We start from the raw sequence: 12586 nt of genomic DNA on the forward strand, positions 1-12586 counted from the left end.
ATCACCCGTGTCGGCACTGACGGAAAGCACCCAGACATGAGCAACAGCGGTACCGACAAGCTCAAGAAGTCCCTCAAGCAACGCATTATTGAGCAAGCCAAGCAGCGCCGCCAATCGCCTGATGGCGAGCGGGGCGCTGGTCTGGCAAACAGTGCCGAGCCGCGTATCTCCGAGAAGTTCACCCGTTTCGATCTTCAGCCGGGCTATCAGCAGGTCAAGATGATGCGCGCCACAGGCGAGCGCCGAGGCATTGATAACCCCTTCTTCAAGCTCCATGAAGGGATTGCTGGCGCCACCACGGTAATCGGCGGGCGTACGTGCATTAACTTCGCCAGCTATAACTATCTGAACCTGTCCCACCATCCCGAAGTGCTGGAGGCCGCTACCGAAGCGATGCAGCGCTACGGCACCTCCGTGTCGGCAAGCCGCGCCGTGTCGGGCGAGCGCCCTATCCATGAAGCTTTCGAGCGTGAGCTGGCAGCGGCTTATGATGTTGAAGACGCCGTAGTCTTCGTCAGCGGCCACGCCACCAACGTATCAACCATTGGCCATCTGCTCGGCCCCAGGGATCTGGTTCTTCACGACGAGTACGCACACAACAGCCTGCTGATCGGTGCGCAGCTTTCTGGCGCTCGGCGCATGAGCTTTCCGCATAACGATGCAGGAGCGCTGGAGAAGCTGCTCTCACGCCATCGTGAACAGTTCGAGCGCGTGCTGGTGGTGATCGAAGGGCTGTACAGCATGGATGGTGACATTCCTGACCTGGCGCGTTTCGTGGCGATCAAACAGCATTACCACGCCTGGCTGATGGTCGATGAGGCCCACTCTTTCGGCACTTTGGGCAGCAGCGGCAAGGGCATTCGCGAGCATTGCGAGGTCGCCTCCCGCGATGTTGATATCTGGATGGGCACGCTAAGTAAAACGCTGTCGGGGTGTGGCGGCTATATCGCAGGGTGCCATGCGCTGGTCGAAAATCTGCGCTACCTGGCACCCGGTTTCCTTTACAGCGTCGGCCTGCCCCCACAAAATGCCGCGGCCTCGCTGGCTTCCCTGCGTATCATGGCGCGCGAACCACAGCGTATCGAGCGGCTTCAGCACAACTCCCGCTATTTCCGGGAACAAGCGATCAACGCAGGCTTCAATGTCGGCAAAAGTATAGGTGTCGCGGTCATCCCCATTATTACCGGCAGCTCCATTATCGCCGTCAAACTCTCCGAGGCATTGTTGCGGCGCGACATCAATGTGCAGCCGATCCTCTACCCCGCCGTGCCGGAACGCAGTGCGCGCCTACGCTTTTTTATCAATAGCGAACATAGCGAAGCGCAGATCGACGCGACACTGAGCGTCTTGCAGCAGGAGTGGGCGCAATTGGCCTAGCGTTAACCGCCGCGAGCAACTGAGGAGTACCTGCCGAGGCTACTCGGCAATGCGATTGGAGTATGAGGTGGGTGTATGCCTATTGCGCATCGCTTACCATGAGCAGGTAGGGGAAAGCTACGCTGCTGCCCCTCTCATACTCCCTTCGGAACGGACTCCTTGCTATTCATGAATACCTTTCTTCATAGCCTCCCGAAAATCGAGCTGCACCTTCATATTGAAGGCACCATGCAGCCAGAGCTGATTTTCTCCCTGGCCGAGCGCAACGGAGTAACGTTGCCATATACCAGTATCGACGAGCTGAAGGCCGCCTACGATTTCAAGAACCTGCAATCGTTTCTCGATCTTTACTATCAGAATATGCAGGTGCTGCTGAGCGAGCAGGATTTCTACGACCTGACATGGGATTACTTTTCCCGTGTTGCCGCTGAGCAGCTGATTCACGCTGAAATATTCTTTGACCCACAGGCGCATCTGGCTCGCGGCGTTGAGATTGGCACTCAGCTAGCAGGTATCTCGCGCGCCTGCCAAGAGGCCCAACAGCGTTACGGCATTACCAGCGCCATTATCCTGAGTTTCCTGCGGGATATGAGCGAAGAATCAGCGCTGGAAACACTGCAAGCCGCCCTGCCCTACCGCGAACAATTCATCGGCATCGGGCTGGATTCAGCGGAAATGGGCAACCCGCCAGCCAAATTCCGTCGCGTGTTCGAACAGGCCAGAGCCCTTGGCCTGCGTCTGGTCGCCCATGCCGGTGAAGAGGGGCCGCATGACTACATCAGCGAAGCCCTCGACGAATTGAAGGTAGAACGCATCGACCATGGCGTGCAGTGCATCACTTCTTTGCCATTAACCGAACGCCTCGCCCGCGAACAGATTCCTCTGACCGTTTGCCCTCTCTCCAACATCTATCTGAAGGTGTTCGGCACCCTGCAAGAGAGCACCATTCCGCAAATGCTTGAATCCGGCCTCAAGGTCACGCTCAACTCCGATGATCCCGCCTACTTCGGCGGCTATATGAACGATAACTTCGAAGCGGTGCAGCAAGCGTTTGGGTGGAATAAAGAGATTTGGGCACAGCTCACCCGTAATGCGATTGATGCAAGTTTCGCCAGCGACATCCGTAAGCGGGAAATGAGCGCCCAGCTTGATCGTTATCTGGCAAGGTGCTCATAACAAGGAGAGGTCGAAAATGGTAACAGCAACACTATTAGGAGTATTAACAGGGGCACTAGGAAACCTGAGTGCAGATACGATAAAAGCCCTGCTAGTAAAAGTTTTGGTAGACCGTCCAGAGGTTAAAGAGCCCATAGATCTGTTAGAAACACCTATGTCATTGGATAAGGTGAATGATCTTTTTTCAAAAATGAAAGGGGCGATCCAAGCGTCCGCAGCAACGGGAAAAAAATAGAGCTAAGCCATGCTTACTTGAATGCTATCAGCGGTATAAAACTTGATCACCAAAAAGGACAAATATTAGTGGATGGCATGGAGATAGAGGCGCCTATCCTAGTCACCGGTGGGAGCACTGGTGCCATAGGCAGTACTTTTATAACAGGTGAAACCACCATGACTAGCCAAGGAACTTCAGTGAAGGTATCAGGAAGGGCTAAAATCACAATAACGGGTGATGCCCAAATAATTCAGAATTAGCCTCAAATACAGTTCGATCCTGCTAGCAACCATTGATCTCGATACGTTTTTCTTGCTCCCTGTAACTTCCAGGCCACTTATTCACCTTGGCCCAAGTCTTAAAGCTTAAATGTGTCGAGTCCACAACTTCCGGACAGGGATCCAAGTGAATAGCCACAAGAATGAATGCACCTATCAGGATCCTTTAAACCAGTAATGGGGCCTGCTAGTTGTGTAACCCCAGCACGTTGTTCACGATTAGCCCCAATCGTTGGACTGGAGGTTGGTAGCTGATTCCGACGTGTGCTTCAGCCCCAGTTTGCGGCATAAGAGTGCAAATTCACGGGAGCGGTAACACGCTCCATTGTCGGTCAACAGCGTTCTGATACGTCCCCCCAGTCGCGTGTAGTGCAACAGCGATTGTAGCAGGGCTTTACAGGCGCTCATGCCTGTCTCATTCTCCTGTACCGTGGCATGGGCAACGCACGAGTAATCATGGATCGCCACATGGACATATTCCCAGCCAGCGCCACGAGAATTTTCCGTCCGGTTACCGGTCACTCGATGCCCTGGCCGCTCGAACCGCTCCAGCTTCTTGATATCGAGGTGTAACATGTCACCCGGCGCTTCGTGCTCGTAGCGATTGATTAGGCGAGCCGGCTCCAGGTTGGCAAGCCGGTTGAGACCTGCCTGTGCAAGGATACAAGCGACGGTGCTTTTACCCACTTTCAACGCTATGGAAATCTGACGATACGTTTGTCTCTCATGATGCCGCCGCATCACTTCCTGCTGCACCGTCTGGCCGTATTCATAAGGGCAGCTATAGGGCCTGGAACTACGATTTGCCAGACCATCGCGAGCTTCTTTCCTGAATCAACGCAGCCATTTGTAAACTCCCCCCTGTGCCTTGACTACCTCAATCGGCCGGTAGACCTTCTTCGACAACGCATTTTACCAGCAAGGCTCGACTATACGCTGCCAGATGTCCATTCGGGCATCCTTGCCCTGAGGGTTGTGGATTCGACACCCTCGGTCTTTCAGGTCTGGATTCGAGTGAACAACCCACCTGGAAATCATACTTAGTCATTATTCATGCAAAATATAATAAAAATATTATTATTTTGTATATATTTCTGGAAATTATCGTATTGAGTTAAAAGGGTAGGTGTGTTTAAAATAGAAGTTTGACACTGCTGATGGCAATAATTCAGCGTATAGAATAATCAGGAGCTTTAATGAAAATGAAGTTATCGGACCATTTTAAATATAAGAATTTTTCAGAAGAATTGCTTCCTTTCTTGAACAATTTTTTATCAACATCCGTTTTAATGGCAATATCTTTATCTGTTGTGATAATGCATGTTAATAAAATAGTGACTTTCTTCATGATTTTTTTCATGATAATGGTTATATTGGCGATGTTTATCAATAACAAAAAATTTGTTAGCTGTATTATAGATAACCCTGTGCCAGAGTCTGTGTCACCCTTCTATAACGCAAAAGGTCCGAAACCTTTAGGTTGGTATATGGAGTTTCTCAAAACTCTTTTAAAAGAAAAAAATATATGTTTGTGGGAGTGGTAATATTTTTTTTGATAGAAATCATAATGATGGCAAGTTTTTGTTCGGCAATAATAAGTCTCAAGTCTTTGATTTGACCTTTTTTCCTCAATTATAACAGGTTATATTTTTCTCGCTGACCGATATAAAGGGCGTTTCGATAAATATGAGCGTCCTGTTCAGCTAATAAAAGACGCCCCAACCAACCTCACTTTTATTTTTTACTCCAGAAAGCACCAAATATAATAACCAAAGGCCCGACCTTTTCGGATCGGAGCCTTTGGCATTAACGGGCTATCAACGGCCCTTTTTCACTGCACATCACTCACATAATAAACGTGAACGCGAGTTGGCTCAGTGGTGCGTCACGTTCCATTTCTTGATGACGCGATCTTCACGGTGATAGCTCAGTACGCTGAGCGACGCTGGGGAAAGCGCTAAATGAGCGCCGAAGCGAATATCACCAGTCGTCCAGTAGCCTGCGATACAGCGCAGTATGTGGGCATGGGCAAATAGCGCAATACGCCCCCCCTGCTGATGCAGCTCTTCTACAAACGCCGCTACCCGCTTCTGTACATCCTCGCAGGACTCACCTTCAGGAATAGGCGATCTGAATACGTCCCAGCCGGGTATTTCCTTGCGAATATCGCTAGTGGTACGCCCCTCATAGATGCCGTAATCCCACTCCAGCAGCTGCGGTTCGATACGCATTTGCTCAGCGACACCTGCCAGTTCGCAGGTATGTTTGGCACGCCTCAGCGGACTCGACAGCACCTGATCGAAGGCGATGCCGCTCAATGCAGGCTCAAGCGTTTTTGCCTGCTCGACACCCTCTTCCAGCAGAGGTAAATCAGTACGCCCGGTATGCTGGCCCGACTTGCTCCACTCCGTTTGTCCGTGGCGCACCAGCCACAACTCTGTAGATGATGACACTTTGCTCTCCCGTCGTTTTTATCGAAGTCAGACCTTACAACATGAAGGTGTAACTGAGCCTATCTTTTATAGGTTCATAGGCATAGTAACGTAACACGCCATGAAACTCTCAATACCTCCCTGACACATTCTGAGAGCAATATCGAAGGCAGCCACGAAGGGCCAACAAAACCGGAAAAAAGCACGGTCATAGCCGTCACATAGGTGCCTACTGACAAAGCAACGGACGGTAGTTAGGCAAAGAAAAACAGGCATGGAAGCAAAGTTTACGTGGGGTAAATAAGCAGTCCGAGCCTGTTTTTAACGCAGTAGAGCCGGTGCGCAGCAGATGTTAAACAGGCTCTTAGCGCTGGCAGTTTTCAGACAGCCGCTAACGCCTGCGCCCCCCGATATAGCGATACAGAATCGCCACCAGCACACAGGCAATCACAGGGCATATCACATCCATGATTGAATCAAGGTGCCAATGGGGTGAAAGAATGCCTGCATACCAGGGCACATTGAGCGGTTGCCCGTAGCTCCACCCCATATAGCGGGCTGCCCACCAATATTCATTTTGGGCAATTTCCCTTCCCAGGAAGACGGCGACGGCAATGCCTCCAGTGCCCCATAACGTGATGCGCTTCACGAAAGGAATCTGAAATAGCGCTATTTGGATAGCCGCCGCAATAATGGCATGTTCCAGATTACTTGGTGTAATTGACATACCTAGCCCTGCTCCCGTTAATGGAAGTTTGGCGGACAACTCCCCATTGTGGCCGGTATGGGCCATCTTCAACAGCCAGTGGACTATCTGCTCTTTTTCAGCATTTCGCTTCAATATATAGCCATAACCCACCTGGCTCATCATGAATGCCTGCCAGAGAAATCGAGTGGGTATTTTCCCGCCCGGCCCTCGGCGTCTGGATGACCTTGCCCCTTTTTTCGAGCGCTTTCGTGACGCGCTCGGCCCCGAGCTTCTTCCCAATATGTATTTTGCAGCGTCGAGCATTGTCGGCTTCAGCTCCTTCATGCGAGCCATCATCAAGGCCACTATGCCCACCCTATTGCCCCGCCAATTGTAGAAGGTGACGCTCCCGCTGCCCAGATCCCAGCGAATATCCGCTCTCATCTAATGTTGTTCGACACACCGCGTGTCGATGACAGGACGGTGATGGAGCGCGCTTTTCAGCGAACTGGCATATCGCACGAAAAAGAAGAGGCTCGGAACAGCCCCAGATCGCGCCGGTGCTGCGCAGCTTCTGCCGCCCTAAACATGTCATAGAGCTGAAGATTCAAGAGGCTCTATCTATCAGCGCGTACCAAAGCACCAGCCTCCTTACGCCGTGTTGCGCCAGAGGCTAGCACTGCAAAGAGTGACCAGCTACAAGCGGCCCCGCATGACACCGGCACCTAAAACATAGCGGGATAATTATTCACGCCCACCGTGCAAGTGTAGTAGTCTGATGCGAAAAGCAGTCTTTGATAGATAAAGACAATCACATCTATCCTGAAACGTAAGTTATAAAACAGGAAGGCATGATCATCCCATCCGCTGGCAAGAGCATCGCAGGCGATGACACCAGCGCGTCACAGGAACACATTGCAGCCGGAACGCCGCGCTGTACCAGCGAACTCCAGACGCATCGGGCGACAGCTACCCCGCGCAACCGTGCTGAGCAGCGCACCGTTGACGAATACTTATAACCCAATAGAGTTTTCATGGGATTATTCCGCCCACATCGTCAAAATACCGCAACCGGCGCTATCGACAGAATAGGCACTGATGGTGTGAGAGGCTGGTGCAGCACGTCAGATCGCGTGGTCATCACGGTCAATGGTCAACCCCGCATTACCGCCCTTTGCTGGGTCAAGCGCCCGGATGCGCAGCGAGCGTCTGGCGCCACCACTGACAGACTCGGCTACCACATCAAGCTCCCGATTCAACCCGGCGACCAGGTAGCCATCCATACGCCGGAAGGTCAGCTATTGCCCGGAAGCCCCGGCTTTGTGGGGGACAAGGAGTGGCTGGACCTCCACTGGCTGAGCCTCCCTGTCTTTACGCCACTGGGTACACTGGCCGAGCAGTTTGAGGCGACGCACTTCTGCCCGTTCTTCCATCGTAACCGGAGAAAACGGCAGCTCATTGGCGCCGCTTTTGATACCCCCTCGGGTCAGATCATATGGGCAAAAGTCGCCTTCGCGCGCGGCGAAAAGGCCGCCATTGCCGACTACCATGCCAATATCATTACCCCTTATGGCTTGCCAGCGCCCCAGCTTCTCACCCAGCCCCCCAATGGCACACCGCTGCCTGAGCAGGTGATATTTTTCGAATACGCCCAGGGGCATAACTACAAATCCCCGCTGCGCCTTTCTGTAGAAGAGCGCCAGAAAGTGCTCGCCACACTCACCACACTACACGGCATTGCTCCCCTGATCGGTCGTCGCTCTTTCCTGTTCCGGTTAACCGTCAAACAGAACCTGTACCGGCTGATCACTCACTTTGTGAATGATACCCTGCGCTCCTGTAGCCCTCGGCGCATCCGGCTGATGACATCAATGCTATGGCAGCTGGCTCGCCTGCCTCGGGTGTTGTCCCACGGCGACATGCACAGCTCCAACGTCATTCTGGATCATCAGGCGGAAACCATCACGGTGATTGACTGGGATCACTTGGGTATGCGTCCTACCGGCTATGACGAAGCCTTTTTTCTCTCGGGCCTCTCCTTCAGGGAGGCGCTTGAGCACCTGCCTAACGAACGAGATATGCGGCTCGGCTTCACTATTGTGCTGTTCTGTCGAAAGCTCATGTATACACGCCACTTCGTCACCACCCCCGAGTACGATGAGATGATCGCGTACTTCCATCAACTGCGGAAACAGAAGGCCACCGTACCGACGACCGATAGCTGAAGATCACTTCCTCGAAAGCTGGGCGTTCCTACCTTCGGGATTTTGCATAATAGAAGCCGCACTTATCAGCCCCGTAGCCCTCCTCTCAAGCTGTCGCCAGCCACTCTTCCGTTTGACCGAAGTAACGCTTCGACCAGTGGCGCATTTCACACAGCGCATTTCCTGATCTATGCTTAATTTTTTCGCTGTTTCTATGCCAGCCAAAGGAGCCACCTGATGCCGGATACGCGTATCGACGATTTCCTCAGCGATATTGCGCCTTTTTTCAAGGGACGTGCTATCTGCTACCTGGATGTGGGCGCTTATATAGGCTTGGTATATGACGACCTGATGCGCTCCGCTATCGTGGTGGGAGATGCTTATCTGATTGAGCCTAATCCTGACTCCTTCGCGAAGCTTGAAGAGCGTTTGGCAACAGCGCTGAAAGCCGGAAAGCTGCACACCTATAATCGGGCCGTGAGTGATAAAAATACGACGCTAACGCTGCAAAAAAATCGTACCATGACGCGAGTTGTCAACGCGGGAGAAAATACTGAGTCCCGGGTGACGCACCCAGGCCGCGAACGCGCCTCGAACAGCTCCGATGGCGAACTCTTTTCCATTGAGAGTATTCGCCTGGATGGCTTTGCGAATCGCCATATCAAGCAAAACGTCGATCTCATGAAAATTGATGTGGAAGGGCATGAAATCCCTGCCTTGCGAGGAGCGCGCAAGCTACTGCAACGCCAGCAGATCAATGTGATCTATATCGAGGCTGGCCTTGACCCCGCTAATACCCAGCAAACGCATCTTCATAAGATAGATGAGTTCCTGCGCCGGTACGGATATCGGATTTACCGCATCTATGAACAGAAGCATGAATGGCCAACCAAATCGCCCTTGCTACGCCGGGTCAACGTGGCTTATATGAGTGAGTCATTTGCGGCTGAGCATCCAGTGGAAGACAGGTAGAGTCATAGTATTAGAACAATGACCGCAACCGCTCTATAAATTCATCCAGATTCAAGCGCTTATGCTTTTCAACGCCCAGTGCTTCATCCAAATGGGCAATATAATCCACAATGGCCCTGAGCCTCATTGCATGGCGTTCGTGCGGGGGTATTTGTCCATTTTCAGTGCCGCTGCTTAGGCGGATCACTCGCCCTGCTTGACCGCCATAGCTCGATTTCAGTTTGCCTGCCGGGCGGCGTGAAGGGTCGAAGAAGGCATCCTTGTACTTATCCCATACACCGCTCGCCCCAAGCCGCCAAATCAATTCGACCTTATCGCGCCGGCTGTAATAGTAGCGCTCATCGAAGCGATGACAGGTGTAGCGATTGAACGCCAGCTGCGGCTCCTCCGAATAGGAAAATTCGTGAGCGCGCTTCTCGACAGCCTCATTCATATCGGCTCGCGCCATTGGTAATGCGAAAACGCCTTTACGCGTGGCCTGTACCGCCTGATTAAATTCGTTCCATCCCTCGCGCGTCACCATACAATTACCATCCATGGGCAACGCCCACCGGCCCCTCAATTGCGCCTGTTCCAACGCGACATTACGCGCCTCATTGATGGGTATCGCATACCGAATTTTGCTCTGCAACAAACCAATTGCGAGCGTCAGTACCTGGCCCGATATCTTGCACTTTTCAGGCTTTCCCATATGCTGACGAAGTCGTTCATTACTGACTTCTTCCAGACCAATTTCTCGGTACTGAGCTGGAATAAAAGGAATCTCGACATACTCTTGCCCATAAGACGCAATTAACGCTTTCAGCTCGCTGGCAACCGTGCGGTCGGCAAAGCGATTCAGTATCCAGATCTTTTCACAGCCCTCAAAACGCTTCTCGTACTCTAGCAGATAGCGAGTGTTTCCCACTGTTTGGCCGAGCTTATGGCGCGGCACCAAGTCGTTACCAAGAATGCGCGCAATACAGACATCTTCAACATCCGTAAACAGCTCTTCCCTCACCGCCTGATAAGAGAAGTCAGGCAGCAAATCATCGCCCTTGGGATAGCACTTCTTGATATAGATATCGAGCGCATCCAGATCGGGGTACTGCGTAAATAACCCTAGTTTTTTATAATGAGCATCCAGTGCCTTGCCCAACCCATGAACCGTCACCAGCCGACTTAACCACTTTTTTGAAATTCTACGCATACTATCTACTGTCCAATATCTGGCGAATACCAATGAGGAGCGCAACACTCAATATATTAGGGGACGAGAGTTGCCAATTACGATTACGAATCTCCTTTAGAGACCACTACTAACAAGCTAATAGGCTATGGCCCATGCGCAACCTACACCGTGACACATGACTCAACTTTAAGAGGGTGAATGAAATGCTGATAACGCAGGCCGCACCAGCAGGTCATATTGCATAGCTGCTGGTACTCAGACTCCGCTGCTCCCCTCCCGGCAGAAATGACCTCGAAGGATCGGAAGGCTAACCACTGCCTACCACAAGCGCTCCAGCCAAAACTGCCTGGCTATTTGCGGGTCACCCACTGTCAGTGCCTTGCGCGCAGCCGCTTGCGCCATTTTTAGTCGGGTTTGTGGGGATGATGCCAAGGAGTGAAGCGCCTCATACCAGGCGCCGGGCGTATCCTCTACCAGCAAGCCGTCCACGCCATCTTCGACGACCTCAGTATAGGGCGCACGCTTGCTATAGATGCCAACGCCCCCCATCACCGCGATATCCAGAAACTTGATCCAGGACTTCCCCGCGTTGAAATCGGTCGGCCATAGCGGCGCAATCCCAATCTGCAAGCGATGCTGACGCTGATACTCAAGAAAGGCCTGCCAGGGCAAGGGAGCGGGCGTATTCACGGCCTCCAGGGCTTGCAAGGCAGGCGGCGTATAGTCGCCCAGCATAAGTTCAAGGGTGATATCAGAACGGCTCTTTACGATATCCACCAGGGCAGGTGTTACCGCCTGTAGATCAGGCAGATGCGCACGGGTGCCGTGAAAGCCAATCTCCACCTGATGATGAGATTGATGCTCCAGCGTCGGCAAGGGAGGGATCAGCGAAGGCGTTAAAAGAGAGACCTTCCGATGGCGCCGCCCCAACTGCTGCTGAAGATGATGACATGCCACCACTACCTCATCGGCAAGCTCCAGGATGCCAGGCTGGATACGGTGCGCCAGCTTCGTCATGCGCTTGCGATATTTGGCAGGCAAGGCGGGATCAGCGGCGGCGGCCGCAAAGTCGTCATCCACCAGATAGAAAATCCTGCCGAGCCGAGAACGGTGCCGCTGCAACCAGCGTAACCAGACCAGCGGAAGGGAGCGTGTAATCAGAATATGCGCCCCCTGCCATCGGGAGCTACGCCACTTTGACGTGAACAGGGGGGAGCGCGCGAAGGCGTCGATACGCTCGCATTGAATTCCTTCACGCTCAAGCCAAGGGATGGTGTGATCGAAATACAGCGCTTCCGTTGGGCGAGCACCATCACTCAGCGACAAAATTCGAGAAGTAGGCATTGGCGCTCTCTTATGGTGGCGCGGGAAAATTTCATGCGCTCAGCTTGTCATTGCTCTCGGCCGCCGCTTCAGTAGTTGACATCACCGCTCTATGAATTGAGGGCATCGTCAGCGCTTTATTGGCAATATCAATGATGGAGCCACAGTACGTCAACACATCCTTCCTAAACAAGCGACTTCTCGGAGGTCCCATGGAGACAGGCGAGCTAGACTTGATGATGGCCTTCTTATCAGAAAAGTGTCGGATCTGCTTATGAATTTCGGGCGTTATCTATGAATAAGTCCTTCAGCTCATTGGAGGTTAGCCGTTTATTCGATTATATAATTATGGCTACGTCCATATTAATTTTTGGTTGCTATGATTTTTCTGGTATAACTTTTACTACTCTACCGTATCTCTTTACCAGGGGGAGTTTATATCTATTCCTTCCTCACATTATTACAAGCAACCATTTCATTTATAATGATCAACCCCACCATGATGTGAGCAAGTACCTCGCCCCACTGAAACGGAATAAGTTCCATCTCTACACACTGCCCTTATATTTGGATCATCTGGATCGGTAGTGATATATCTAAAAGCATAAGAGGGGAGCATTATAAAAAATAACAAATAAAATATTTTCAAGATTTATTATCCTTATATTAAAATAAAATTAGCATCACGCCTGCCAGTTACAATAAAGGTAGGATATATCGGCTTTATTATTACCAGAACTTCTCTAAG

The 12586-nt window shown here is 51.9% G+C and carries 13 protein-coding genes; 7 read left to right on the plus strand and 6 right to left on the minus strand.

The genetic code is table 11. The annotated features are described in order from the left end of the window. Positions 1–36 precede the first annotated feature (36 nt). The 3 genes from L881_RS0107850 (at position 37) to L881_RS0107860 (ending at position 2788) form a co-directional block, all read left to right on the plus strand. Entirely contained in the window at positions 37–1377 is a 1341-nt protein-coding gene (locus L881_RS0107850; protein ID WP_025733148.1) for an aminotransferase class I/II-fold pyridoxal phosphate-dependent enzyme, read from the plus strand. A gap of 168 nt (positions 1378–1545) precedes the next feature. Next, on the plus strand, positions 1546–2553 hold the full coding sequence (locus L881_RS0107855) for an adenosine deaminase (RefSeq protein WP_025733149.1): 1008 nt from the start codon (positions 1546–1548) through the stop codon (positions 2551–2553). 16 nt (positions 2554–2569) lie between these two features. Then, the gene (locus L881_RS0107860; RefSeq protein WP_025733150.1) at positions 2570–2788 is read left to right on the plus strand and encodes a hypothetical protein; all 219 of its coding nucleotides are present in this window, start codon (positions 2570–2572) and stop codon (positions 2786–2788) included. A 479-nt stretch (positions 2789–3267) separates the two neighbouring features. Here L881_RS0107860 and L881_RS13070 read toward each other — a convergent pair whose 3' ends face one another. Then, entirely contained in the window at positions 3268–3789 is a 522-nt protein-coding gene (locus L881_RS13070; RefSeq protein ID WP_051464841.1) for an IS481 family transposase, read from the minus strand. A 455-nt stretch (positions 3790–4244) separates the two neighbouring features. On the opposite strand from L881_RS13070, the gene L881_RS0107870 reads away from it, so the two are divergent. Continuing rightward, positions 4245–4592 carry a hypothetical protein gene (locus tag L881_RS0107870; RefSeq protein ID WP_025733151.1) on the plus strand — a complete coding sequence of 116 codons (348 nt, stop codon included), beginning with the start codon at positions 4245–4247 and terminating at the stop codon, positions 4590–4592. A gap of 330 nt (positions 4593–4922) precedes the next feature. Here L881_RS0107870 and L881_RS0107875 read toward each other — a convergent pair whose 3' ends face one another. Both L881_RS0107875 and L881_RS13990 read right to left on the minus strand, forming a co-directional pair. After that, entirely contained in the window at positions 4923–5501 is a 579-nt protein-coding gene (locus tag L881_RS0107875) for a histidine phosphatase family protein (RefSeq protein WP_025733152.1), read from the minus strand. Positions 5502–5871: 370 nt separating this feature from the next. After that, a complete protein-coding gene (locus L881_RS13990; RefSeq protein WP_245587953.1) occupies positions 5872–6513 on the minus strand; it encodes a hypothetical protein in 642 nt (213 codons plus the stop codon). A 506-nt stretch (positions 6514–7019) separates the two neighbouring features. Between L881_RS13990 and L881_RS13775 the strand changes: the two genes are divergently transcribed. The 3 genes from L881_RS13775 to L881_RS0107895 all read left to right on the plus strand — a co-directional run bounded on the left by L881_RS13775 (position 7020) and on the right by L881_RS0107895 (position 9344). Continuing rightward, positions 7020–7187 (plus strand): hypothetical protein, encoded by a 168-nt coding sequence (locus L881_RS13775; protein WP_156926526.1) that lies wholly within the window; start codon positions 7020–7022, stop codon positions 7185–7187. Positions 7188–7202: 15 nt separating this feature from the next. Further along, the gene (locus L881_RS0107890; protein WP_025733154.1) at positions 7203–8393 is read left to right on the plus strand and encodes an aminoglycoside phosphotransferase family protein; all 1191 of its coding nucleotides are present in this window, start codon (positions 7203–7205) and stop codon (positions 8391–8393) included. A gap of 216 nt (positions 8394–8609) precedes the next feature. Next, on the plus strand, positions 8610–9344 hold the full coding sequence (locus tag L881_RS0107895; protein WP_025733155.1) for an FkbM family methyltransferase: 735 nt from the start codon (positions 8610–8612) through the stop codon (positions 9342–9344). Between the two features lie 10 nt (positions 9345–9354). Here L881_RS0107895 and L881_RS0107900 read toward each other — a convergent pair whose 3' ends face one another. The 3 genes from L881_RS0107900 to L881_RS14120 all read right to left on the minus strand — a co-directional run bounded on the left by L881_RS0107900 (position 9355) and on the right by L881_RS14120 (position 12457). Continuing rightward, the gene (locus tag L881_RS0107900; RefSeq protein WP_156926527.1) at positions 9355–10533 is read right to left on the minus strand and encodes a hypothetical protein; all 1179 of its coding nucleotides are present in this window, start codon (positions 10531–10533) and stop codon (positions 9355–9357) included. Between the two features lie 300 nt (positions 10534–10833). Next, positions 10834–11859 carry a glycosyltransferase family protein gene (locus L881_RS0107905; RefSeq protein WP_025733158.1) on the minus strand — a complete coding sequence of 342 codons (1026 nt, stop codon included), beginning with the start codon at positions 11857–11859 and terminating at the stop codon, positions 10834–10836. A 454-nt stretch (positions 11860–12313) separates the two neighbouring features. Then, positions 12314–12457 carry a DUF3761 domain-containing protein gene (locus L881_RS14120; protein WP_156926535.1) on the minus strand — a complete coding sequence of 48 codons (144 nt, stop codon included), beginning with the start codon at positions 12455–12457 and terminating at the stop codon, positions 12314–12316. Between the last annotated feature and the right edge of the window lie 129 nt (positions 12458–12586).

Origin of the sequence: Carnimonas nigrificans ATCC BAA-78 (genome assembly GCF_000526695.1) — a bacterium.
Taxonomy (GTDB): Bacteria; Pseudomonadota; Gammaproteobacteria; order Pseudomonadales; family Halomonadaceae; genus Carnimonas; species Carnimonas nigrificans.